This window comes from Flavobacterium sp. ALJ2 (assembly GCF_015594725.1).
GTDB lineage: Bacteria > Bacteroidota > Bacteroidia > Flavobacteriales > Flavobacteriaceae > Flavobacterium.
Genome location: NZ_JADNRC010000008.1, coordinates 124,181 through 150,573 on the forward strand (window position 1 = coordinate 124,181; position 26,393 = coordinate 150,573).

A 26,393-nucleotide genomic window follows, 5' to 3' on the forward strand; every position below is an offset into this window, starting at 1 on the left:
TTGTTTAGTTATTTATAAGTGATTTTAGTTGGCCTTTTGATTTGATTACTTGAATTTCTGCTATTTTATATCCTAGCACTGCCGATGAATAATTATTTTCTGCTTCGATATAGGCATTTTCTACATCTAATAAATCATTTAAAGAGGCTAATCCTTGTAGGTAATTATTTTTTGTGTTCTGTAATACTTGTTGCGCAAGCTCTCTGTTTTCTTTTTGATTATTAATAGTTATAAGGCTATTTTCCATCTGAATCATGGCATTGCTGTATGCAATGTCAAGCGAAAGCTTGGTGTCTTTTAAGTCTTCTTGTAACGAACGAATAGCAACATCTGCTTGGCGAACTTTGGCGCGTGTACCAAAACCTGTAAAGATTGGGACTCTCAGATTTAATCCGATAGCTGAAAAATCAGACCAGTACACGCCAGATGAAGGTTTTGCAAACCAAGGCATTTCTGGACCCTGACCTATATAATTGTATCCAGCACTTAATGAAAGCGTTGGGTAATATTCGGCTTGGACTGCTTTTTTCTGAAAAACTAAAAGTTCTTCCTGTTTTTTTAGAAGTAAATACTGAGTTAAATTTTCAACATTTGGAGTTTCTGATAAAGCTTGCGGAGTAATCTCAAATTCTGTATTCGGAATTACAATTTGGGTCTCTACCGGCATTCCCATGTAGAATTTCAAAGCATTTTCTTGCAATGCAACTTTGTTGATTACTTGTTGTCGTTGCGTACTGATGTTAGAAAGCTTTACAATTATCCTGTTTAGGTCTATTTTTTTAGCTAAACCATTGTCATATTGTCCTTGAAGAATGTTTTTTACTCGGGTAGTATTTACGTAATTAGTATCTAATACCGTTAAGTTCAAACGTTGCACATATACATCGTAATAACTATTTGCTACTCTTTCGATCACATCTTCTTCAGTAAGCTGTTCGTTTATTTGATAAAATTCACGTGTGCTTTTTGCAGCTCTTAAACCTGTAAATACCGCCTGATCAAATATGTTTTGAGTTAATGTTACTCCTGCAGTTGAAGTCCATTTTTGACCAAAAGCTGCTTGAATTGTAGTTCCAGGAGCTCCAAATCCAGCACCGTCAATAACGGTAGTTTGTATAACAGGATTATAAGTTAAATTTCCGTTTGCCGAAATTTGAGGCAAGGCTCTTGAACGTACTTCCTGTATTTTATACGCACTATTCTCTACTTGTAATTTGGCTTTTTTAGAGTCAGATTTGTTTTGTAGAGCATAGTTAATAGCGTCTTTTAGAGTCAAGGTCTGTACAGCTTGTTTGTTCAGATTGCTATTGTTTGTGTCTTGTGCATTTGCTGTTATTGCAAAGGACAAGAGAAAGAGAAATAGGATTCTTTTCATGGATTATTGATTGCTGATTGATTAATTGCTAATTTTTTGTATTTGCTTTTCGAGTTCTAGTATTCCTGATGGAGTAGCCATAGCTCTGGTGTGATATTCTAAAGCTTCAAATTCTGCTTTTTGAGCTTCCTTTTCGGAACTTGTATTTTCATTTATATTAAATATCAATGTATAATAAAACCTTACATATATATCGATATTAATACCTTCACGATATAATTTTTGTTCTATTCCTTTGGTAATATTATCTCTAAAATATTGACTGCATTGATCAATTTCATGTCTCATCAAATTAGTGTAAATCTCAGGATAGTGTTTCTTTAATTGATAAATTGGAGATGTGTCAATTGAAGACTGGAATAAGTTTTTAAATGTTTCACGTATTTCGAAATTTTCCTGAATTGCATTATGCTTTTTAGCAACAACTGAGTTAATTAATTCATGAACTTGTCTATGTACAGACGAAGTACTTTCTTTAATTAAAACCTCCTTATTGCAGAAGTATTTATATATCGTTTTTTTAGAAATGCACATTTCACCGGCAATATCATCCATGGTAACACTCTTAAAACCTAATTTTAAGAATAAGTCACTCGCTTTTGATATAATTTTTTCTTTCATTTCGTTTTTCTTAATCTATTTTAAAACTTTAATTTGATGTAAATGTTTAGATTGTGAATTCTAAATTTGCTACAAGTTTAATGTCTTGGCCAGTTAACTAACCGTTACTATGATTAAATGAATTATATGCTAATCCAAAATCTTTACGGTTTATGTCAGCAGTAAGTTCAAATGAAACTTTTTTGTTGCCTTTATAGTAATCGGTTTCTACTAATTCTACATCAAGTTCAACAGTCTTTGTAATATCTTTTATTGTTAAATCACCTTTAAGAAAGTTGATGTTTTTGTTTACCTTTTGAAATGAAGTCGATTTAAAACTTATCGTTGGGTATTTATTTACATCAAAGAAATCATTCAGTTTTAAATATGTATTTACCTGTTCTAGTTTCGTATCTTTATTGTTTACATCCAAATGAAATTCTATAGTAGCATCTTCTATCTCATTGTTTTGAAGGTCGACATGACCATTAAACGTATTGATAGAACCGCCCAAATAGGCAAGTATTGAATGTCTCATTTTGATTAAAACATCAGATTGATCAGAATCAATTGTCCATTGTGTTTTCATATCTAGCACTGTTTTATTAATTAAATGGATTTAACAGGATAAGTTAGGAATCGATTAGACCATCTTTATGTTAAATTTCGATGCAAATGTATATTGGAAACTCTAAACACCAAAATAGTTTCCTAAGTATTTTTAATTATTTAACATTTCATTAAGAGTTAGGGTTTGCTTTGCAGGCTTAATGCCGTAAATTAGCCAAAAATTATTTTTATGCATGCCATTTATCAATACCAGGAATTCTTTGTCGATTATCTAGAAAAACAAACTATAAGTAAAGAGCCTAAAAACTTATATGAGCCAATAGAATACATTGTAAGTCTTGGCGGAAAAAGAATGCGCCCAGTATTAACATTAATGACTGCTGAAGTCTTTGATGTTGCATATAGTAAGGCGCTTCCTGCGGCTATGGCAGTCGAAGTTTTTCATAACTTTTCATTGGTGCATGACGATATAATGGATGATGCTCCTTTGAGAAGAGGCCAAAAAACGGTTCATGAAAAATGGGATCTAAATACTGGAATACTTTCTGGTGATGCGATGCTTATCTTGGCATATCAATATTTCGAACAATATGAACCAAATACATTTAGAGAGTTAGCTAAACTATTTAGTAAAACAGCATTAGAGGTATGTGAGGGACAACAATGGGATGTCGATTTTGAACAGCGAAACGATGTTACAATTCCCGAATATCTAAAAATGATAGAGTATAAAACAGCAGTTTTAGTTGCAGCAGCTATGAAAATGGGTGCCATTGTGGCTAAAACATCAGATGAAAATGCTGATTTAATATATGATTTTGGATTGAAACTAGGTTTGGCCTTCCAGTTGCAGGATGATTATTTGGACGCTTTTGGAGATCCTGAAACTTTTGGGAAACAAGTAGGTGGAGATATTATAGAAAACAAAAAAACATATTTGTATCTAAAAGCATTGGCGCATTCTGATGATGAGGTTGCAAAACAGTTAAAGGAATTATTTAGAACACAACCAGATGATAATTCTAAAAAAATTGAAATAGCAAAAAATATCTTTAATACATCAGGAGCTTCAAAAGAAACGCAAGAGGCAATAGAAATGTATACACTCGAAGCCTTTAAAACATTAGATAAAATGGATATTAGCGACGAAAAGAAATTGTCATTACGTACATTTGGTAAAAACTTAATGGGGAGAAAGGTTTAGAGCTAGAAACCAGTTTTAGTTCAGATTCTAATTTGTATTCTGAGCCTTTTTATTATTAAATCTTTTAATTCTGAAATCAATATTATGAATCAAACGTTTGTAGCTCCACAAAATACAGATCTACTACTTCAGGAAGCTGAAAAAGAAGCTTTGTATCTTAATTTAATCGAACAAATTAATAAGGATTTTAATTTGGCTAATGAAGGGGTTGATTTCCCGATGAGTATTTCTCCAGAAGAACTTAAAATCCAAATGCACGAAAAAATATACGAAATGATTCAGTATAAGTTTGCGGAGTATTTAAATCTACTTTATATAATAGATGTTTCTGAAGCCGAAATAAAAAAACTAGAAGGATTCGATTTAGTGATTCTGGCTAAACAAGTTTCTTTTTTGATTTTAAAAAGGGAGTGGCAGAAGGTTTGGTTTCGAAATTTCTACAAGTAGTTTTTTTAAGGCTCAGAGGTTTTTCTCTTTAGGACTGTTTTTTATATCTGTTTCCTTTTTTTTATGCCTTTGTATCTTGGTCTTTTTTTAAAAATAAAGTCTCACAAATGGCATAAAAGCTTCTCTGTAAATGCTTTTTTTGTCATCGTGTAGTACGTCATAGCGAATACCAACAGTTGCACTTCCAGCTCGGTAACCCGCGCCCAAGAATAAAGCAGTGTTCCAAAAAGTATCACTAAAATGAGGCTGTCCAAAATATTTATAATCGGTACTTATGTTGATTTGTTCTAACTCTGCCGAAAGTTGAATTTCAGGAATAGGATTAACTAATCCGATCAGACTTCCTCCATATAGAAAAGAAGAATACTCGTTTTTAGAAGATATATATCCTATTTGTGCTCCTACACCAACAGCTACAATTGGATTAATGTTGTAAATTGCACTTGGTAATAATGATATATCAGTGTATCCAGATCCAAAACTCAATCCGACTCCACCACCAAATTGTACATTGTTCCAAAAATTATTTTGTTTTTGTGGGATATAATATTTTTGCTGCGATAATGCGCCACTTGAAAATAATAGACTCAAAATGACAAAAAATGATTTGAAAACGATTGAAAAATGATTTTTATTCATAGTTAAGCGGATTTTAACAAATTTTTACGTAAAAGTACGTAAAAAAAAGGTTTAAATAAACTCGATTATCGTACTTTTGCCATTCTATTTAACAAAAAGTATATTCACTAATATTATGGATAGGTTTTCATTTTTAAATGCAGCGCATACAGAGTTTTTCGCACAATTGTACGATCAATACACGCAAAATCCAGACAGCGTAGAGCCAAGCTGGAGAAGTTTTTTCCAAGGTTTTGATTTTGGAATGACAACTTACAACGACGAGACGCCAGTTCAACAAATTGTTGAATTTGCAGCGAACAACGCCGATTGTAGTTTGGTGTCTGAAAAATTGCAAAAAGAATTCAACGTATTAAAATTGATTGATGGATATCGTTCTCGCGGTCATTTGTTTACTAAAACAAACCCAGTAAGAGATCGTAGAACATCGTCACCAACTTTAGACATCGAAAATTTTGGACTAACGTCAGCAGATCTTTCGACTGTTTTTGATGCTGCCAAAGTAATTGGTGTTCCACCTTGTTCATTGCAAGATATTGTGAGACGCCTTCAGGCAATTTATTGTCAGCATATTGGGGTAGAGTATATGTATATTCGAAATCCAAATGTCATAAAATGGATTCAGGATAAACTTGGAGTAAATGACAATCAGCCTAATTTCTCTACAGAGGAGAAAAAGGTTATTCTAAATAAATTAAATCAAGCAGTTTCTTTTGAAAACTTCTTGCATACTAAATATGTTGGGCAAAAGCGATTCTCGCTAGAAGGAGGAGAATCAATTATTCCGGCTCTAGATGCTTTAATCGAAAAAGCAGCTGAAAAAGGAGTAGAGCAATTTGTAATGGGTATGGCTCACCGTGGACGTCTTAATGTGTTGGCCAATATTTTTGGTAAATCAACGCAAGATATCTTCGGAGAATTTGATGGTAAAGATTACGACCAGGAATACTTTGATGGAGACGTAAAATACCACTTAGGGCTTACTGCAGATAAAAAAACAAGAACTGGAAAAAATATCAATATTAACCTAGCGCCAAACCCATCTCACTTAGAGACAGTTGGAGCAGTTATTGAAGGAATTACCAGAGCAAAACAAGATAAATATTACGCAGACGATTTCTCAAAAGTATTACCAATCGCCGTTCACGGTGATGCTGCAATTGCAGGACAAGGTATTTTGTATGAAATTATACAAATGGCACAATTAGAAGGTTACAAAACCGGAGGAACAATTCATATTGTAATTAATAACCAAGTTGGTTTTACAACGAATTACTTTGATGCACGTTCATCTACTTATTGTACAGATGTTGCTAAAGTAACTCTTTCGCCAGTATTACATGTAAATGCAGATGATGCAGAAGCTGTAGTTCATGCCGTTTCATTTGCATTAGATTACAGAATGGAATTTGGTCGTGATGTATTTATTGATTTATTAGGATACAGAAAATATGGTCATAATGAAGGTGATGAACCTCGTTTTACACAACCAGTTTTATATAAAATCATTGCTAAGCATCAAAATCCAAGAGATATTTATGCACAGAAATTATTGTCAGATGGTATTATCGATGCTACTTATGTAAATGCATTAGAGAAAGAATACAAATCGACAATGGAAGTGAATCTTGAAGCGTCTCGTAAAAAAGATCTAACAATCATCACTCCGTTTATGCAAAATGAATGGAAAGGATTTGAACAAGTTTCGGATGTTGTGATGCTGAAAAAATTTGATACAACTTTTGCTAAAAAAGGATTGGATTCTATCATAAAAACAATTTCAACCTTACCATCAGATAAGAAGTTTATCAATAAAATAACTAAAATTGTTACTGATAGAAAAACAGGTTACGACAACAATACTATTGACTGGGGAACAGCAGAAGCATTAGCTTATGGTTCGCTATTAACAGAAGGATTTGATGTTCGTATTTCTGGACAAGATGTAGAGCGTGGAACATTTTCACACCGTCACGCGGTAGTAAAAGTAGAAGATTCAGAAGAAGAAGTTATCCTATTGAATGCAATCGAGGACAAAAAAGGAAAATTCGGAGTATTCAATTCACTTTTATCAGAGTACGGAGTTTTAGGATTTGACTACGGATATGCTTTGGCTAACCCTAATGCATTGACAATTTGGGAAGCACAATTTGGAGATTTCTCAAATGGAGCACAAATCATGATTGACCAGTATATCTCATGTGGAGAAGATAAATGGAACAACCAAAACGGTATTGTTTTATTATTGCCACACGGATACGAAGGACAAGGAGCAGAGCACTCTTCAGCAAGAATGGAACGTTACCTGCAACTTTGTGCAAGACAAAATATGTATGTTGCTGATTGTACAACGCCAGCTAACTTCTTCCACTTATTGAGAAGACAAATGAAAACAACATTCCGTAAACCTTTGGTGGTTTTCTCTCCAAAAAGTTTATTGCGTGATCCAAGATGTGTATCTACAGTTGAAGAACTAGCAAAAGGAAGTTTCCAAGAAACAATAGATGATAATACAGTTAACAAAAAAGACGTAAAAACTTTGGTTTTTGTTACAGGTAAATTCTACTATGATATAGTTGCAGAAAGAGAAAATAACGGACGTAATGATGTTGCTGTTGTTCGTATCGAACAATTGTTCCCATTCCCAGTAGATCAATTAAAAGCTATTATTGCACAATATCCAAATGCTGATGATTATGTTTGGGCACAAGAAGAACCTAAAAACATGGGAGCTTATAGCTTTATGTTAATGAACTTTGACCTTGTAAAATGGAGATTAGCATCATTAAAAGCTTACGCTGCACCAGCATCAGGAAGTTATACACGTGCAAAACGTCGTCATGCAGATGCAATTAGAATGGTTTTTGATAAAAATCTGTTCCGATAATAAGGAGTTATCATCAGGGCTAAAAGAATGAAAATCAATTAACAAAAGTTGTTTTCAAAACAATTTAAAAATATAAAATTCATAATTTAAAATAATAAGACATGATTTTAGAAATGAAAGTTCCATCACCAGGGGAATCAATAAAAGAAGTTGAAATTGCAACTTGGTTAGTAAAAGACGGAGATTATGTAGAAAAAGATCAAGCTATTGCTGAAGTCGATTCGGATAAAGCAACACTTGAATTACCAGCAGAAGCTAGTGGAACAATCACATTAAAAGCGGAAGAAGGAGATGCAGTAGCAGTAGGAGCAGTAGTTTGCTTAATTGATACTAGTGCAGCAAAACCATCTGGATCTGCTCCAGCAGCAGAGGCACCAAAGGCTGAAGCACCAAAAGCTGAAGTTAAGGCAGAAGCGCCAAAAGCGGCTCCAGCACCAGTTGCAACATATGCATCTGGGACACCATCGCCAGCAGCAAGAAAAATTTTAGACGAAAAAAATATAACACCATCTACAGTTTCAGGAACAGGTAAAGATGGAAGAATCACTAAAGAAGATGCTCTAAATGCAGTACCTTCTATGGGAACTCCAACAGGAGGGAACCGTGGTTCAGAGCGTACAAAATTGTCAATGTTACGTCGTAAAGTAGCAGAGAGATTAGTAGCCGCTAAAAACGAAACAGCTATGTTAACTACATTTAATGAAGTTAATATGACACCAATAAACAACTTACGTAATGAATACAAAGATGCATTCAAAGCTAAACACGCAGGTGTAGGTTTAGGATATATGTCATTCTTTACAAAAGCAGTAACAAGAGCTTTAGCATTATTTCCAGACGTAAATTCTATGATGGATGGTGACTATAAAGTAGCTTATGATTTCTGTGATATTTCAATCGCAGTATCTGGGCCAAAAGGATTAATGGTTCCTGTGGTTCGTAACGCAGAAAATTTGACTTTCCGTGGTGTAGAGGCAGAAATCAAAAGATTGGCTATTAAAGCACGTGATGGACAGATTACAGTTGATGACATGACAGGTGGTACATTTACAATTACAAACGGAGGAGTTTTCGGAAGTATGTTAAGTACACCAATCATCAATCCACCACAATCAGGAATCTTAGGAATGCACAATATTATTGAGCGTCCGATTGCTGTAAATGGTAAAGTAGAAATTCACCCAATGATGTATGTGGCTCTTTCTTATGATCACAGAATCATCGATGGTCGTGAGTCAGTAGGATTCTTAGTTGCTATTAAAGAAGCATTAGAAAATCCAGTTGAATTATTGATGGATAACAATCCTAAGAAAGCATTAGAGTTATAGTTTATAATAATTTTTCAATTGAGAAGCCGTTTAGTTTTACTAAACGGTTTTTTTTATCAAAACATTTTATCAAAAACTACAAAAGTAAATGGCTATCTAAAACCTTTTGTTCTAGATAGCCATTTTAATTTTTTCAGTCTTTGGGGCTGAATTTTTTAATAATTAACCTTTAACAATAATTGTTGGATCCCATACAAAATAGCCATATAGTTTCATTGTGCCCGATGGTCTGTCTAAAGTGTAAAGAGCAAAACTAATATTGTAGTTTTCTGTTCCTGACGTGATTACATCTGCTTGATAAAACCAATAAGTCATTGTGTTAACCGTTTGAATGGGAAGTGGAGACGCTCCCGCAGATGGTTGTACACCAGGTGCGCTAAATACTCTAGATGTAAAATCGCTAAATACGTTTGCACCACCAAATTTTTGTATGTTATAGATTATGACTGCATTGTTAAAATTGTCATATTCAGATACAGCATTAAATCGGACTACATCTCCCGAAAGGGCATTAATAACTAAATCTGCTGTGCCGCTTCCTGCACTTCCTGTTAAGTTAGAGGCTACCATATACTGATATTGGTGTCCTATACCAGTAGGTTTTGTCGAATCTTTGCTTCCTCCACCCGGAAAGTCATTCTGGATTTTATCCGTGTCAATGATTATTTGGATGTTGGTAATCTGTGCAACATTACTTAATGCTGCATCAAGTGTTTGCGAGTTTTTTAATTCTGAATCCATTTTGATTGTTTTTTTGATTTTACCTACTCTTTTTTCAGTTTTTCGGTTTCCACTGCTATTATATTTCAAATCAAAATTATAGCAAACTAGATTAGCTGTATAGAGTATAAATACCTGATTTTTATTTTGTTGCATTTTAATCTTGTATTTAGCCGTAGATTTTTATTAAGGATAGAGAATCATTTATGATAGTGTTAGGGCAGTACGTAAAGAAGTACTAAAAAGTTGAAAGGAACTATTAATGAGTAACAATTCAAAAAATAGGGGTATGGTTTTCAATAAAGAAGCCGTCATTTAATAAAAATGACGGCTTCTTCTATTCTGATTGATTATTTTTTTATTCTTTTACAATCTTTATTGTTTTTTCGTGGCCTTCTGTTTTTACTTTAAGGAAATAAATTCCTGTTGCAACACTAGATAAATCAAGATCTGAATGCAGGTTATTTATTTTTTTATCCAAAATGCGTTTTCCAGCAACAGAAAAAAGAGTTACTTCGTCAATAACGGATGAGTTTTCGATACTTAGTATGTCTTTTACAGGATTTGGATGGTATTTAAAATTGCTAAGAATAAAATCAGGAGTTGATAACGTATTTAGTTTCACCGTTACTGCCAGTCTTTCTTTGCTTTCAATTCCATTAATAGTCTGAGAAGCATAGTAAGTTGTACCATCTACTAAAACAGTTGTTGGGGGTAATTGTGTTTCGGTTGTTTTACTCGCTTTGCTTGTTTTCCCTGTCGAACTATTTTTAGTACTGTACCATTTTATATTTTGACCTTTAACTATAATATCAGCTAAAGTTTGTCCAGATTTATATTCTAAAGTGATTTCATTTTTACCATCTACAAGCGGTGCTTGTACGTCTATTGTGATATATATTAACACAAGACAGCCGTTCTCATCTTGAATAGTTACATCATAAATGCCAGGAGATGTAATTGTGAAAACATTACTAGACTGATAAGGCATGTGATTTATAGAATAACTGTATTTATTAGACCCGCCAGTTGCATTAACCGTTATTGTTTGCTCTGTAATTACAGCAGTAGCTGTAAGTGCTTTTGGTTCCTGAACTTCTATAGGGTTCATTACACGACATCCCGTCGCATCTTTAATAACTACCCTGTACATGCCAGCAGGTATATTACGAATGGTATAGCTATTTTCATACATGCTTACTAAAGCATCCATTTTCTCTTCAATATAACAGCTATAAGGCGGAGTTCCTCCAGATACAAATGATATTATTTCTGCGCTGGAATCACCATTACATCTAGTCATAGTATTTAGTGTCTTCGCTTCTAAAGGAGGAATCGTTACATCTTGTACAACTATAGTTGCCGAAGCAGTGCACCCATTTGAGTCTTTGGTATATATTGTATGAGTTCCTGGTGTCATATTATAAAAATAGCGCTCTATTTGATAGTTAACTCCGTCTTTTGAATACTGATATGGAAAGGTGCCACCTGAAGCATTTAAGGTTATTAATGATTTGTAACATCCAGAATAGGCAGTGGTACCATCTAAGACAAGAGGAGAACGGTTAACGTTTAAAAGGAAAGACTTTATGGTAGCGGTAAAACTTCTGTTATTAATAATTCGAGCATAAACACTAGTTGATGCACCTGTACTCTGAAACGAAGTTGGATTTGGAATTGCATAAGCGTCTCTACTAGCATCATAGTTACTAAGGTGATAACTAATTGTAGTTTCGGCAGGATTTAAATCTCCAATTATTTCTGGTTCTCGACTGGTTAAATCAAATAAAGTATTTCCATCGCAATGCACAATAGGACTGACTTGTGCATAGAAGTTAAAGGATGTAAGTAAAAATAATAGATAGAGTAAAGTTTTTTTCATACGTATCGGTTTGTTAAATTCGTTAACAAATATAGTTAAAAAACTGAATGTTAATTAGATGTATATTTGTAATGATGTAATTTTTGAAAACAAATGAGTTTCTGTTATCAAACGATGGCTTTTTTATATGTTGATTTTCTATAGTCGAGTGTATTCTTGTAGATAGTCCATTATAATCAGGGTTGTAGTTATATCAGGATGTTAGGTTTTAGTCTCTTTTTTATTGCAGATATACATAATGATTATAATAATCGATAATAGCTTTGCCTTGAAGCAAAACATCAGCTCCGATAATGCCATGAACAGGTCTGGCTTTGTATTGTCGTAAGGCCTCGTTTACGTGCGAAAGGTCAAAAATTACCAAGGCAAAATCCAAATCTTTCCAGGATCCAATTTGTAATATATTGTTAGATGCCGTTTGTGTAAGCATTCCAGTTGCACCAGCTCCAGCGGCTTTAGTTTTAGAAGCTTCAGCACCCAATGCAAAATGTTCTATACTTTCAAACCCTACACAAGTATTAGAAGCACCAGTATCTAGAATGAAATTACCAGAAATGCCATTGATTTTGGCTTTTATTAAAAGGTGCTGTGTTTTGGTAACTTTAAATTTAATTTTTTTGTATTTCTCTTTTTTAAGAACATCGTGAAGGTTTTCCATTTTTTGTACTGATTGAATATCAAAAATAAACCAATTACTGCCAAAAAACTAATGATGTAGAGCATATAATTTGTTGGTTTAACTAGCAAATGCAATTGTGTATAATGTAAAAAAATATTCAATAGAGGGGTCATTTTTTTTTATTCTGGGGTAATTTTAAAATTCTTGTTATTCTTGAATATTATATTGATTATGTATTTGGTATGTGTTTATTTAAGGATTATTTTTACATTAGTTAATCGAAAAATACGTTTTGCGAGGTAATCTAAAATTAATCTAAATCAAACATTTTCAATAAACTAAAAAAAAGTAGTCATGAACGAAGAACGTTATATATTATTCGATCAATATCTTCAGGGAGAGATGACTGTTGAAGAAAAAAATAGTTTTGAAAAACAATTAGCCGAAAATCCAGAATTTGCTTCGGCATTTGAAACTTTTAAAACCGTAAATCTTCAATTGGAGACAAAATTTGGGTATGAAAAAGAAAGAGAAGGATTTAAAGAAAATATAACCCAGATTTCGAATACTCATTTTGATAAAAAGAAGAAAAAAATTAAAGTAGTATCTTTAAAACCATGGTATTATGCAGTTGCCACTTCTGTGGCTGTTTTAATTGGTTTATTCTTTATTAATTATGATTCGAATCCTACTTTTGAAGACTTTAATCATCCCGACGAAGCATTTTTTACAGAAAGAGGAGATACAAATATTACTTTAAAGCAAGCCGAAATCGCATTCAATGCCAGAAAGTATAAAGAAGCAATTCCACTTTTTAACGAAACTCTAAAAGAAATAAAAACACCAGAGGTTCAATATTTTTATGGTGTAGCATTATTACAAGAAAATGAATTTCATAAAGCCGAAGGAGTTTTTAACGAATTGAAAACGGGAACATCTGTGTATAAAGACAAGGCATTATGGAATCTTGCTTTAAGTAAATTAAAACAAAAGGATTATAAATCCTGTAAAGAAATCTTAGAGACAATTTCTCAAGATTATGAGGGGTATGATGATGTACAGGAACTTTTGAATGAATTGGATTAGAGTTGTTATTCCACAAAAGCCATAAAGAATTTACACAAATATTCGCAAAGAGTTAAGATACTTTGCTGTTTTTTTGTGGAGTTACTTGCGGACTTCGCCTTCGCCTCAGTCTGACAAGATTGAGATTAAGATAGCGAATTGAAAAATCTATTTTTATCGGTGTCTTCGCTTTAGTGAATCTGTTTCATCTGTGTTCCATCTTGTCACAAAAATTGGTTATTGCAATCAAATTGGGAAAGTTTTTAATATTGTCGTAATTTTGGGCTTTTAAAATTATACAATTGAATCCAAATACAATTATTACCGATACACATACGCATTTATATTCAGAAGAATTTGACCAAGATCGTGGTGAAATGATTCAAAGAGCAATTGATGCTGGTGTTTCTCGTTTTTTTATTCCTGCTATCGATGCAGCTTCTACACAACCAATGTATGATTTGGAGCAGAAATATCCAGATAATGTGTTTTTAATGATGGGTTTACATCCCACTTACGTGAAAGATAATTATCTCGATGAGCTAAAACATGTAGAAACTGAATTAGCAAAACGAAAATTCTATGCAGTCGGAGAAATCGGAATCGATTTGTATTGGGATAAAACACATTTAAAGGAACAACAAATTGCCTTTAGAACACAGATTCAATGGGCAAAACAATATAAATTACCAATTGTGATTCATTGCCGTGATGCTTTTGATGAAATTTTTGAAATCTTAGAAGAAGAAAAATCAGATGATTTGTTTGGAATTTTTCATTGCTTTACAGGAACTCATGAGCAAGCATTACAAGCGATATCTTATAACATGAAACTTGGAATCGGAGGTGTAGTCACATTTAAAAACGGAAAAATCGATCAATTTCTTAATCATATCGATTTAAAACATATAGTATTAGAAACTGATTCTCCCTATTTAGCACCAATTCCTTTTCGCGGAAAACGTAACGAAAGTAGTTATTTGGTGAGTGTTGTGGCAAAATTAGCCGATATATATGATGTTTCCGAAGAAGAAATAGCAACAATAACAACTCAAAATTCAAAAGACGTTTTTGGGATTTAACTAAGAACATATGATATTTTGATTTTTTTTTTGTTCATTTGTCCACTTAAATATAGATATTAATAATGCAGAAATTTGATGCGATTCGACCGTTTTATGATTCAGAAGTAAATGAAGCCCTTCATGATGTGGCAAATCATCCGATGATGAAAGCCATGATGAATTTTTCATTTCCAGAGTTAGAAGACGAAGTTTGGAAGGAACAATTGAAGAGAACTCACTCTATTCGTGATTTTCAATGCAATTTTATTTATCAAACAATTCAAAAAGTTTTAGAAAGAAGTTCAGAAGGTTTAACCACTTCGGGATTTGAGAAACTTGAAAAAAATACTTCTTATTTATTTGTTTCTAATCATAGAGACATTCTTTTAGATACCACATTATTAAATGTTTGCTTGTTTGAGCATGGTTTGGTAATGACAGCTTCTGCGATTGGAGATAATTTAGTTAAAAAATCTTTTTTAAATATATTGGCTAAATTAAACCGTAACTTTCTGGTTCTTCGTGGACTTTCTCCTCGAGAAATGCTACAAAGTTCAAAGCTATTATCAGAGTATATCGGACATTTATTGTTTCGTGAGAACCGTTCAGTTTGGATTGCACAACGTGAAGGAAGAACTAAAGACGGAAATGATGCTACAAATCCAGGTGTTTTAAAAATGTTAGGAATGGGTTCGGATGAAGTAAACCTGATGAGCTATTTCAAGAAAATGAAAATAGTTCCAGTTTCTATTTCATACGAATATGACCCGACTGATGCACTAAAAATGCCACAATTAATGGCAGAAGCGAATAATGAGACTTACATTAAAGAAAAAAATGAGGATTTCATGACTATTTTAAGTGGTATCATGGGAACTAAAAAAAGAATACATATTTCTGTTGGGGATGTTCTAGATAAAGAAATTGATCTGATTGCCGCAGAAAATGATAATGGAAATAAACAAATTCAAGCATTGGCGCAAGTTATAGATGATTCGGTATTGAAAAATTATAAATTGTGGCCAACTAATTATATTGCCTACGATATCTTGAATAAAACAGATAAGTTTTCTCATTTGTATAAAGAAAACGAAAAATCATTATTTGAACGACGATTAGAAATGCGTATCGGTAGCGATAATCCAATTGCAGTACAGGGAATTCTTGCAATGTATGCAAACCCTGTTGTAAATAAATTAAAATATCAAGATGCCATCTAAAGCCAAAATACTTTTAATATATACTGGAGGAACTATCGGTATGAGTAAAGATTTTGAGACTGGAGCGCTCAAAGCCTTCAACTTTAATAAATTATTACAAAAAATTCCTGAGCTCAAACAATTAGATTGTGAAATTGAAACAGTTTCATATGACAATCCTATTGATTCATCGAATATGAATCCGGATAAGTGGATAGAAATTGCCACCATAATTGAAGAGAATTACAATTCTTTTGACGGATTTGTAGTGCTGCATGGTTCGGATACAATGTCATACTCAGCTTCAGCATTGAGTTTTATGCTTGAAAATTTAGCAAAACCAGTTATTTTTACTGGATCGCAATTGCCAATTGGAGATTTGCGTACAGATGCTAAAGAAAATTTAATCACGGCAATTCAGATTGCTTCACTTCAGCAAGACGGGAAGCCTGTAATTAATGAAGTTTGCTTGTATTTTGAATACAAATTGTACCGTGGTAACAGAACTTCTAAAGTAAATGCAGAGCATTTTAAAGCTTTTACAGCTCCAAATTATCCTGAATTGGTAGAATCTGGAGTCCACTTAAAATTAAACAGACATTTGTTTCTTCCTATAAAAACAGATGCTAAATTGATTGTTCACAAAAAGCTAGACAATCATGTTGCTATTATTAAGATGTTTCCAGGAATGAGCGAAATTGTTTTTGCAGGAATACTAGCAATTCCAGGTTTGAAAGGTATCGTTCTGGAAACCTATGGCTCAGGAAATGCACCAACAGAAGACTGGTTTCTGAATGCTATTAAAAAAGCAATTCAATCAGGCATACATATTGTAAACGTAACGCAGTGCTCAGGTGGAAGTGTGAATATGGGACAATATGAAACAAGTACTGAACTTAAACAACTTGGTATTATCTCTGGGAAAGACATTACAACCGAAGCAGCAATTACTAAATTAATGTATTTGTTGGGACGTGGAATTGAAGCAGAAAACTTTAAAACCATTTTCGAAACGGCACTACGTGGAGAAATTTCTCTTTAAATTCAGTTAAACATATAAATGATTAAGTTCATTTTAGCGAACTTCTTCCCCAATATTGTCATTCGGAGCGGAGTCGAAGAATGGAACGAGTAAATCCACAAACTATGTCGAGTTACTTATGTGTTCTTCGACTCCGCTCAGAATGACAAGTTTGCCGATAATTAGGATTTCGGCTCAGGCTATTTAAACCAGACTTATATTTTCTTATATCACTTATATGGTTGCGTTTTTCCTTTGGAATTTATTAATTCTTATAACGAACCTCACAAGTTTCAAACTCTTCTTGCGAACTAACTTTTTTGTAATACACATAAACAATTACCGAAATAATACATACTATTCCCTGTATTGCAACTGTGTGGCGTACTCCTAATGTATGAGAAACATAGCCAATAATCAGACTCCCCACAGGAATCATTCCTTGGTATGCCATAAGATAATAACTAATGCTTCTTGAACGCATATTAACTGTACTTTGCGTTTGGATGTATATATTTATCGATGAGGTTTGTGCCATCATTCCAACACCACTTAATCCCATGCAGATAAGAGCTATTGTTAAACTGTTTGAATAGGCTAAAATAATAATACTAAAGCCCATCAAAAGACTGGCGGCAATCATTATTTTATTCATATTTTTTGCTGTTTTTAAATTGGCTAGGTAAATAGCCGATACAATAGAACCTATACCGGCAGCACTTTCGAACCAACTAAAAGTTTCAGCATTACCACTAAAGATATCTTTTGCAAAAACAGGCATTAACGTATTGAAAGAGATAACAAATAAACTACTGCACATTAACATCAATAGCATTCTCGCCATTTCTCTTTCTTTTTTTACATAATCCCAGCCTTCAATAAAATCTTCAAGCATTTTAAGTTTATCAGTTGCTTTAATGTGAGGAGTAAACTTCATCATTAACAAAGAAATTAAAACAGGAATATAACTCAGGAAATTTCCAATAAAACAGATGTCTTCGCCATATTGATGTAAAATAATCCCCGCTAGAGCAGGGCCCGCAATTCGAGCAAAATTATTAAGGGTAGAGTTTAGGGCTACAGCATTTGGTAAATCTTCTTTATTGTCTACAATATCAATCATCATTGTTTGTCTGCAAGTCATATCAAATGCATTTATAATTCCCTGTATAAGACTCAATGCTAAAATAAAGTTGATGTTGTATATTTTTAGATAAATAAGCAGAGCCAATGCACCAGCCTGTAACATTGCCAAAGATTGCAAGATAATTATACTGCGGTGTCTGTCGTAACGGCCAATAATGCTTCCAGCCAAAGGAGCAAGAAATAAAGATGGAATCATGCTTAAAAAAGTGGTCAACCCTAATAAAAAAACAGAACCAGTTATACTATAAACCATCCAGCTCACAGCTGTTTTTTGCAGCCATGTGCCAATTACAGACACTGATTGTCCGTAAAAGAATAATTTGAAGTTTTTTGATTTTAAGGCTTTAAACATGATGCTGAATAATTTTTTACAAAGTTCGGGATTATGATTTCATTAGAAAAATTAATAATTTTACTGATAATGAGTAGTAAAACTTATCACTATGGAAATCTATCAATTGCAATATTTTATTAAAACAGCAGAAATACTTCATTTTACAAAAGCTGCTGAGTTGTGTTTTGTAACCCAATCGGGATTGTCACAGCAAATAAAAAAATTAGAAGAAGAACTCGGAATGCCTTTGTTTGTTAGGATTGGTAAGAAAGTCCAACTCACTGAAGCAGGGTCGGTTTTTTTGATCCATGCCAAACAAGTAATAGAAAACGTTCAGAACGGGAAGCAAGCTATTGATGATTTGAATGAGATGATTGGTGGTGAACTCCGAATTGGGGTTACTTATATTTTTGGTCTTTTGGTTTTGCCAATTGTCAATTTATTTGCGAGAACTTACCCGAATTTAAAAATTGTGGTTGAATATGGGACTACAGAACCCATGCAAAAAAAATTATTGAATAATGAGTTAGATTTGGTTTTATTAATTTCTTCATATGAAATAGAAGAGCCATTTCATAAAGTCCCTTTGTTTACTTCTGATTTAGTTATGGCTGTTGCTAAATCGCATGAGCTCGCAAGTTTAGATACAATTGCTTTTAAAGAAATAGAAAAGCTACCGCTTATTTTACCTGCAAGAGGGTTTAATTCCAGAGAGTTTTTGGATGAATTGTTTATAAAGAATAATATGAAACCTCGAGTTGCTATAGAGCTAAATGCAATTCATGCCTTATTTCGATTGGTTGAAGGTGGCCATTGGGCGACTGTAGTTACAGAAAAAGCACTAAAAGGCTGGGATAACCTTAAAGCAATCCAGATAACGGGAGTGGCAACAAAGAGAGATTCGTTTATGCTTACTATAGGAGGAGCATATCAAAAAAAGGCAGTAAAACTGTTTGTAGAAGAATTTAAAAAAAGTATGTAAGGATTAGTTGATTTTATTTTAATAACTCAGTTTTTTTCATGTTATTTGCAATCCTATAATAGAGAGGTGGCCGAGTGGCTGAAGGCGCACGCTTGGAAAGCGTGTATATGGCAACATATCGTGGGTTCGAATCCCATCCTCTCTGCAAAACCATTGGTTTTTAATGCTTGTGCCCAATTTTACACTCAGAAATGTAAGATTGGGTTTTTTACTGCAATTAATTGCTTTAATCCTTATCGTTATCTTATGGGTTAAAAAAATATTTAACTACTTTTGAATAATAAGTTTATAAGGACTCATTTTTTTATTAAATGACAAAAGAAAAACAAATTGAAGAAAGCTTAGTTAATAAGCTGAAAGATTTAAAATATACTTATCGCCCAGAGATATGCGATAGACATTCTCTTGAAAAAAACTTTAGAGATAAGTTTGAAGCACTTAACAGAGTAAATTTAAGTAACTCTGAATTTGCTCGTTTGCGTGACGAAATTATTACTCAGGATGTTTTTTTAGCTTCAAAAACTTTACGTGAAAAGAATTATTTTCAGCGTGAAGACGGAACGCCTTTGCACTATACTTTGGTAAATATAAAAGATTGGTGCAAAAATGAATTTGAGGTAATTAACCAGTTAAGAATAAATACTGAAAATAGTAACCATCGTTACGATGTCGTTATTTTGATTAATGGTTTGCCAGTTGTTCAAATTGAGTTAAAAGGGATAAGCATATCTCCAAGACAGGCAATGCAACAAATTGTTGATTATAAAAATGACGCAGGTAATGGCTATACAAATTCGTTAATGTGTTTTATGCAGTTGTTTATAGTAAGCAACCAATCTAATACCTATTATTTTGCGAATAACAAAAACCAACATTTTCAGTTTAATGCTGATGAACAGTTTTTACCTGTTTATAAATTAGCTGATGAGAAAAACTACAAAATCAATAACTTAGATTTATTTGCTGATAAATTTTTGTCTAAATGCACTTTGGGCGAAATGATTAGTAAATATATGGTATTGGTTGAAAGTGAACAAAAGCTTTTAGTGATGCGCCCTTATCAAATCTATGCGGTGAAAGCGATTGTCGATTGTATCAATCAGAATCGTGGAAACGGATATATTTGGCACACTACAGGAAGTGGTAAAACTTTAACTTCTTTTAAAGCGTCAACACTTTTGAAAGAAAATCCTGAAATTGATAAGTGTTTATTTGTTGTAGACAGAAAAGATTTAGATAGACAAACAAGAGAAGAGTTCAATAAATTTCAAGAAGGAAGTGTTGAAGAAAATACTAATACAGAAAGCTTGGTTAGACGTTTATTATCTTTTGATTATTCAGATAAAGTAATTGTTACAACTATTCAAAAATTAGGTTTAGCTCTTGATGATACTAAAAATTACAAAGAACGATTAGAATATCTGAAAGACAGGCGAATGGTATTTATTTTTGACGAATGCCATCGCTCTCAATTTGGGGAGAACCATAGAGCAATAAAAGAGTTTTTCCCAAATTCTCAATTGTTTGGATTTACAGGAACACCTATTTTTGAAGAAAATTCAAATTATACTGTACGAGAAGGTGAAGAAGCAACTTATAAAACAACCGAATCTATTTTTGAAAAAGAGTTGCACGCTTATACCATAACACATGCAATTGAAGACAAAAATGTATTGCGTTTTCATATTGATTATTTTAAAGGCCAGGGAGATATAAAACCAAAACCGGGTGAAGTGATTGCACAGCAAGCAATAGTTGATGCTATTTTAGAAAAACACGATGCTGCAACAAATCACAGAAAATTTAATGCGGTTTTGGCAACGGCTTCTATAAATAATGCTATTGAATATTATCGTTTATTTAAGCAAACCCAGCAAAAAAAGAAAGAAACGGATGAAGATTATATTCCTCTAAATATTGCTTGTGTTTTCTCTCCGCCTGCTCAATTAATAGCTAAAGAAGGAGACCAAAAAAATGCGGATGATATCAAACAATTGCAAGAAGATTTACAGCAAGAGAAGTTTGATAATCAAGTAAATCCAGAAGAGAAGAAACAAGCATTGATTGAAATTATTGACGATTACAACAAACAGTTTAGAACAAATCATAGCATTAACGAATTTGACGGTTATTATCAGGATGTACAAAAACGTATCAAAGACCAAAAGTGGGCACTTCCACGCAAAGAAAGAATAGACATCACTATTGTAGTAGATATGCTACTTACAGGTTTTGATTCTAAATTTTTGAATACTTTATACGTAGATAAAAACTTAAAGTACCATGGTTTAATTCAGGCTTTTTCGCGTACCAATCGTATATTGAATGATACAAAACCGTATGGTAACATTTTAGATTTCCGTTCACAGAAAGAACAAGTAAACAATGCAATTACATTATTTTCAGGAGAAAACAACGATAAAGCCATTAAAATCTGGATGGTTGATCCTGCTCCTGTGGTTATAGAAGAGTATAAAAAAGCTGTAGAAGCTTTGGGATATTTTATGGAAGAAAATAATTTAGTATGTGAGCCTTCTGAAGTTTATAATTTGAGAGGCGATAGCGCTAAAATTGCTTTTGTAAGGAACTTTAAAGAAGTACAGAAACTAAAGACACAATTAGATCAATATACTGATTTAAACGAAACACAAAAAGAAGCAATAGAAAGCATTTTACCAACAGATCGTTTGCAGTCGTTTAGAAGTTCGTATTTAGAAACAGCCAGACAATATAAAGCAATACAGGATAAAGAAGGTAATAATGCTCCAGTTGATGTACAGCAATTGGATTTTGAATTTGTTTTGTTTGCTTCTGCGGTCATTGACTATGATTATATCATGAATTTGGTAGCTGATAACTTGCAGATGAAACCGTCTAAACAAAAAATGACGAAGCAGGAAATTATTAGTTTGTTAACTTCTACTGCCAATTTAATGGAAGAACAGGAAGATTTAACCGATTATATCAATAGTTTAGATTGGAACATTGGACAAGATGTAGAAAAACTACGTAAAGGATACCAAGCTTTTAAAGCTGCAAAAAATGATAAAGCCTTAGCCAAAATTGCATTTTCACACGGTTTACAGACAATCGATTTAAAAATATTTGTTGAAAATATTATGAGTCGATTGATTTTTGATGGTGAAAAATTAACCGATTTGTTAGAACCTTTAGAACTGAACTGGAAAGAGCGAAGTGTAAAAGAACAAGCTCTTATGACCGATTTAATACCTCTACTTAAAAAACAAGCCCAAGGGCAAGAAATATCTGGACTTACGGCTTATGAATAATAAAACACATAAATTAATTCCTGAATTGCGTTTTTCTGAGTTTGTAAATAAAGAGGAATGGATATCTGAACCTTTAAATAAAACCTATCGTTTTCTAATAACAAATTCATTTTCAAGAGAAAATTTAAATTATAAAGATGGATTGGTTAAAAATATCCACTATGGAGATATACATACTAAGTTCTCTACCTTATTTGACATTCAAAAAGAAAGAGTTCCATATATCAATTCTAATATATCAATTGATCGAATTAACCAAGATAATTATTGCGAAGAAGGAGATATAGTTTTTGCTGATGCATCAGAAGATATTCAAGATGTTGGAAAAAGTATAGAAATAATAAATTTAAATGATGAAAAATTATTATCTGGATTGCATACATTGTTAGCGAGACAAATCGAACAGAAATTAATAATAGGATTTGGAGGTTATTTATTTAAATCAGAATTCATAAGAAAACAAATCCAAAAAGAAGCTCAAGGAACAAAAGTACTAAGTATATCTGCAACAAGAATTTCCAAGATTAATATTTACTATCCTAAAAGTCCTATTGAACAAAAAAAAATAGTTGATTGTTTTGCTTCATTAGATGAATTAATAACAGCTCATATAGATAAATTAGAAACTTTAAAAACCTACAAAAAAGGATTAATGCAAAATCTTTTTCCTCAAGAAGGTGAAAAAGTGCCTAAGTTAAGATTTAAGAAGTTTGAAAAAGATGGAAATTGGGAAAAAAAGAGTTTAGAGAAAGTTGCTGATATCGTTACTGGAAATACTCCTAGTACAAACGAAACTCAATATTACAATGGTGGGAAATTATTTGTATCTCCTGCTGATATTAATGAATATAGATATTTAACACAAACTAGGACTAGATTAAGCGATTTAGGATTTTCAAGAACACGAAAAATAAAAGAAAATAGTGTTTTGTTTGTTTGTATTGGTTCAACAATTGGAAAAATAGTACAGACAAAGGTTGAATGTGCTACAAACCAACAAATAAATTCTTTAACATGCTTTGAAAATTATTCAGACGATTTTCTCTATTCAGTTTTAGAACACCATGCTTCTAAAATAGCTGATTTGGCAGGAAATCACGCAGTGCCAATTATAAATAAATCCACATTTTCGGCGATTGAATTAAACTTTCCTCCAACATTCGAGGAACAACAAAAAGTAGCTGTTACATTTTCTTCTTTAGATGAATTAATCTCAGAGCAAGCAAATAAAATTGAAAATTTAAAACTGCATAAAAAAGGGTTAATGCAAGGGCTATTTCCTAAAGTAAAAAATTAAAGTATGAGTACATTAAAAGAAATAGCTCAAGAATTAAAAGTTGCAAAAGAGAAAATTATTCTTGTTTATGCTTTTAATGCAACGGGAAAAACACGATTATCAGTTGAATATAAAAATATAACCAAAAATCCTGATGATGGGAGTCATACTGGAGTTTACTATAATGCCTTTAGTGAGGATTTATTTGTTTGGGATAATGATGAAGAACATGATAATGCAAACATAAAACTAGATGTTGTATTAAGTTCATTAAATCAATTTCATTCATTATTACTGGACACAGAAATATTAGAAGAAACACTAGCATTATATCATCCAAGATATAAATTCAATTTAAATCTTTATGAGGATGCAGATAGAGAAAAAGGTATTCATTCGGTAACTTTTTATTTAGATGATGAAAATAACAATCCTATAAAAATATCAAGAGGCGAAGAAAGAATTTTTATCTGGTGTTTTTTTGTTGCTTTATTTGAAACAGACTCATGGACTGGTGGACAAGATGCTCATTTCTTCATTGATGATCCTGTTTCGAGTATGGATGATCATAATATCTTTTTGACTGCAGAATCTATAACGAAGTTAATAGATGATACATTTCCAAAAAAGCAAATAATTGTTACGACCCACCATATAGGATTGTTTTCTATATTATTTGATAGATTAAGTAAAGGAGAAAAAAGCGATAAATACAAAAAGAATTCAAAGTTTTTTATGCTTAAAAAGCAAAAAAACGAATTAGAATTAAAGCCTTTTAATAAGGAAGTATTTCTTTTTCATTTACATCTTTTGCAAGTATTGTCAGAAGCGAAAAATTCAGGAGAATTATACACTTTTCATTTTGTTCTTTTACGTCAATTATTAGAGAATATTACTTCATTTATAGGTACAAGTCAAATAACATTATTATTGCAGGAAATAAAAGTAGAAAAACCTGAAGATACAATATTGATGATTAATTCATTATCGCACACAAGAGTTTTTACTCCTCAAATAAGCGAGATGAACGAAGAGCAGGTAAAAGTATTTAGTGAAGTATTTGATAAACTCTTAATTAAATACAATTTCAAATTTTAATCAAAAAAAATGACAAAAAAAGAACAACAACAATTAGGTAAAACCCTTTGGGATATTGCAGACAACTTACGAGGTGCAATGAATGCCGATGATTTTCGTGATTATATGCTGTCGTTTCTTTTTCTGAGATATTTATCTGCTAATTATGAAGAATCTGCAAAAAAAGAATTAGGCAGAGATTATCCTGATAATACTCCTAAAGATGTTATGTCTAAGTTAAAGGTTAGTACACCTTTAGAGATTTGGTACACAGAAAACTCAACAGATGTTGAGTTTTTTGAAAAACAAATGCGTAAAAAAATTCATTACGTTATTGAACCAAAATATTTGTGGAGTAATATAACAGAAATGGCTCGCACTCATAGTGATGATTTGTTGGAAACATTAAATAAAGGATTTGATTATATAGAAAATCAATCATTTGGAAATGCATTTCAAGGTTTGTTCTCTGAGATTAATTTGAATTCTGAAAAATTAGGAAAAACGCATAAAGATAGAAATGATAAACTTTGTGTTATTATTCAAAAAATTTCAGAAGGAATCAAAGATTTTAGTACTGATTCTGATACTTTAGGAGATGCTTATGAGTATTTAATTGGCCAGTTTGCAGCTGGTTCTGGAAAAAAAGCAGGAGAATTTTATACGCCACAACAAATATCTTCTATACTTTCTGAAATTGTAACTCTAGATAGTCAGGATCCAACAACAGGACCAAAGAATAAACTGGAAAGGGTATTGGATTTTGCAAGCGGTTCAGGTTCTTTATTGCTTAATGTTAGAAAACGCATTAAAGACAACGGAGGAAGTGTTGGAAAAATATACGGTCAGGAAAAAAACATTACAACGTACAATTTAGCTCGTATGAACATGCTATTACACGGCATGAAAGATACCGAGTTTGAAATATTTCATGGCGATACTTTACTCAATCAATGGGATGAATTAAACGAAATGAATCCTGCAAAAAAAATCGAGTTTGATGCTATTGTAGCCAATCCGCCATTTAGTTTGCGTTGGGAGCCTAACGAAGCAATGGCTGAAGATTTTCGTTTTAAAAGTTATGGTTTAGCCCCAAAATCTGCAGCTGATTTTGCTTTTTTACTGCACGGTTTTCATTTCTTAAGCCAAAACGGAACAATGGCAATTATTTTACCTCACGGTGTATTATTCCGTGGCGGGGCAGAAGAGAGAATTAGAACCAAATTGTTGAAAGATAACAATATCGATACCGTTATTGGTTTGCCTTCTAATTTGTTTTATTCTACTGGAATTCCGGTTTGTATTATAGTTCTTAAAAAATGTAAAAAAGAAGATGATGTTCTTTTTATCAATGCCAGCGAACATTTTGAAAAAGGTAAAAGACAAAATACATTAAGCGAAGCGCATTTCAAAAAAATTATTGATACTTACAAATACAGAAACGAACTACCAAGATATTCAAGAAGAGTATCAATGGAAGAAATTGCAAATCAGGGATACAATTTAAATATTTCTCGTTATGTAAATACTACTGTTGCAGAAGAAAAAATTGATTTAGTAGAAGTCAATAAAAAATCGAAAGCTATAGATTTAGAGATTGAAAAATTTACAAATGAACATAATAAATTTTTAGACGAGTTAGGTTTGCCAAGGATTTAAAGAATTCTC

At 32.5% G+C, this 26,393-nt stretch carries 21 protein-coding genes and 1 tRNA gene; 14 read left to right on the forward strand and 8 right to left on the reverse strand.

Annotated features, from left to right (window positions below; genetic code table 11):
- Nucleotides 1-4 precede the first annotated feature (4 nt).
- The 3 genes from IUY40_RS11110 to IUY40_RS11120 form a co-directional block, all read right to left on the reverse strand.
- Nucleotides 5-1,375, reverse strand: a complete 1,371-nt coding sequence (locus tag IUY40_RS11110; protein WP_195736939.1) for a TolC family protein — start codon at nt 1,373-1,375, stop codon at nt 5-7.
- A gap of 21 nt (nt 1,376-1,396) precedes the next feature.
- Entirely contained in the window at nt 1,397-1,996 is a 600-nt protein-coding gene (locus IUY40_RS11115; RefSeq protein WP_195736940.1) for a TetR/AcrR family transcriptional regulator, read from the reverse strand.
- Nucleotides 1,997-2,093: 97 nt separating this feature from the next.
- Entirely contained in the window at nt 2,094-2,564 is a 471-nt protein-coding gene (locus IUY40_RS11120) for a YceI family protein (RefSeq protein ID WP_195736941.1), read from the reverse strand.
- Between the two features lie 210 nt (nt 2,565-2,774).
- On the opposite strand from IUY40_RS11120, the gene IUY40_RS11125 reads away from it, so the two are divergent.
- The gene (locus IUY40_RS11125) at nt 2,775-3,749 is read left to right on the forward strand and encodes a polyprenyl synthetase family protein (RefSeq protein WP_195736942.1); all 975 of its coding nucleotides are present in this window, start codon (nt 2,775-2,777) and stop codon (nt 3,747-3,749) included.
- 84 nt (nt 3,750-3,833) lie between these two features.
- A complete protein-coding gene (locus IUY40_RS11130; RefSeq protein ID WP_195736943.1) occupies nt 3,834-4,196 on the forward strand; it encodes a hypothetical protein in 363 nt (120 codons plus the stop codon).
- 87 nt (nt 4,197-4,283) lie between these two features.
- Here the strand turns inward: IUY40_RS11130 and IUY40_RS11135 are convergent, their stop codons facing one another.
- Nucleotides 4,284-4,835, reverse strand: a complete 552-nt coding sequence (locus IUY40_RS11135) for a hypothetical protein (RefSeq protein WP_195736944.1) — start codon at nt 4,833-4,835, stop codon at nt 4,284-4,286.
- 115 nt (nt 4,836-4,950) lie between these two features.
- Between IUY40_RS11135 and IUY40_RS11140 the strand changes: the two genes are divergently transcribed.
- A complete protein-coding gene (locus tag IUY40_RS11140) occupies nt 4,951-7,722 on the forward strand; it encodes a 2-oxoglutarate dehydrogenase E1 component (protein WP_195736945.1) in 2,772 nt (923 codons plus the stop codon).
- A gap of 101 nt (nt 7,723-7,823) precedes the next feature.
- The gene (gene odhB / locus IUY40_RS11145) at nt 7,824-9,050 is read left to right on the forward strand and encodes a 2-oxoglutarate dehydrogenase complex dihydrolipoyllysine-residue succinyltransferase (RefSeq protein ID WP_195736946.1); all 1,227 of its coding nucleotides are present in this window, start codon (nt 7,824-7,826) and stop codon (nt 9,048-9,050) included.
- 162 nt (nt 9,051-9,212) lie between these two features.
- On the opposite strand, the gene IUY40_RS11150 is transcribed toward odhB, so the two are convergent.
- The 3 genes from IUY40_RS11150 to IUY40_RS11160 form a co-directional block, all read right to left on the reverse strand.
- Nucleotides 9,213-9,926: an inclusion body family protein gene (locus IUY40_RS11150; protein WP_195736947.1), complete on the reverse strand. Its 714-nt coding sequence runs from the start codon at nt 9,924-9,926 to the stop codon at nt 9,213-9,215.
- A gap of 202 nt (nt 9,927-10,128) precedes the next feature.
- On the reverse strand, nt 10,129-11,652 hold the full coding sequence (locus IUY40_RS11155; RefSeq protein ID WP_195736948.1) for a T9SS type A sorting domain-containing protein: 1,524 nt from the start codon (nt 11,650-11,652) through the stop codon (nt 10,129-10,131).
- Between the two features lie 220 nt (nt 11,653-11,872).
- On the reverse strand, nt 11,873-12,310 hold the full coding sequence (locus tag IUY40_RS11160; RefSeq protein ID WP_195736949.1) for a retropepsin-like aspartic protease: 438 nt from the start codon (nt 12,308-12,310) through the stop codon (nt 11,873-11,875).
- 315 nt (nt 12,311-12,625) lie between these two features.
- On the opposite strand from IUY40_RS11160, the gene IUY40_RS11165 reads away from it, so the two are divergent.
- From IUY40_RS11165 to IUY40_RS11180, 4 genes are all read left to right on the forward strand, one after another.
- Nucleotides 12,626-13,357 (forward strand): tetratricopeptide repeat protein, encoded by a 732-nt coding sequence (locus IUY40_RS11165; RefSeq protein ID WP_195736950.1) that lies wholly within the window; start codon nt 12,626-12,628, stop codon nt 13,355-13,357.
- A 281-nt stretch (nt 13,358-13,638) separates the two neighbouring features.
- Complete coding sequence (locus IUY40_RS11170) at nt 13,639-14,418, forward strand: TatD family hydrolase (RefSeq protein ID WP_195736951.1); 780 nt, start codon at nt 13,639-13,641, stop codon at nt 14,416-14,418.
- 65 nt (nt 14,419-14,483) lie between these two features.
- Nucleotides 14,484-15,620: a 1-acyl-sn-glycerol-3-phosphate acyltransferase gene (locus IUY40_RS11175; RefSeq protein ID WP_195736952.1), complete on the forward strand. Its 1,137-nt coding sequence runs from the start codon at nt 14,484-14,486 to the stop codon at nt 15,618-15,620.
- A complete protein-coding gene (locus tag IUY40_RS11180) occupies nt 15,610-16,641 on the forward strand; it encodes an asparaginase (RefSeq protein ID WP_195736953.1) in 1,032 nt (343 codons plus the stop codon). The genes IUY40_RS11175 and IUY40_RS11180 overlap by 11 nt, the downstream gene beginning before the upstream one ends.
- Before the next feature lie 244 nt (nt 16,642-16,885).
- On the opposite strand, the gene IUY40_RS11185 is transcribed toward IUY40_RS11180, so the two are convergent.
- Nucleotides 16,886-18,118: an MFS transporter gene (locus IUY40_RS11185; protein WP_195736954.1), complete on the reverse strand. Its 1,233-nt coding sequence runs from the start codon at nt 18,116-18,118 to the stop codon at nt 16,886-16,888.
- 91 nt (nt 18,119-18,209) lie between these two features.
- On the opposite strand from IUY40_RS11185, the gene IUY40_RS11190 reads away from it, so the two are divergent.
- The 6 genes from IUY40_RS11190 to IUY40_RS11215 all read left to right on the forward strand — a co-directional run bounded on the left by IUY40_RS11190 (nt 18,210) and on the right by IUY40_RS11215 (nt 26,384).
- A complete protein-coding gene (locus IUY40_RS11190; RefSeq protein ID WP_195736955.1) occupies nt 18,210-19,082 on the forward strand; it encodes a LysR substrate-binding domain-containing protein in 873 nt (290 codons plus the stop codon).
- Between the two features lie 60 nt (nt 19,083-19,142).
- Nucleotides 19,143-19,227: transfer RNA gene (locus IUY40_RS11195), tRNA-Ser, on the forward strand.
- 166 nt (nt 19,228-19,393) lie between these two features.
- The gene (locus IUY40_RS11200) at nt 19,394-22,372 is read left to right on the forward strand and encodes a type I restriction endonuclease subunit R (protein ID WP_195736956.1); all 2,979 of its coding nucleotides are present in this window, start codon (nt 19,394-19,396) and stop codon (nt 22,370-22,372) included.
- Complete coding sequence (locus IUY40_RS11205; protein WP_195736957.1) at nt 22,365-23,669, forward strand: restriction endonuclease subunit S; 1,305 nt, start codon at nt 22,365-22,367, stop codon at nt 23,667-23,669. Before IUY40_RS11200 ends, IUY40_RS11205 begins: the two co-directional genes overlap by 8 nt.
- 3 nt (nt 23,670-23,672) lie before the next feature.
- Complete coding sequence (locus tag IUY40_RS11210; RefSeq protein ID WP_195736958.1) at nt 23,673-24,746, forward strand: AAA family ATPase; 1,074 nt, start codon at nt 23,673-23,675, stop codon at nt 24,744-24,746.
- 9 nt (nt 24,747-24,755) lie between these two features.
- Nucleotides 24,756-26,384 carry a type I restriction-modification system subunit M gene (locus tag IUY40_RS11215; protein ID WP_195736959.1) on the forward strand — a complete coding sequence of 543 codons (1,629 nt, stop codon included), beginning with the start codon at nt 24,756-24,758 and terminating at the stop codon, nt 26,382-26,384.
- Nucleotides 26,385-26,393: the final 9 nt, after the last annotated feature.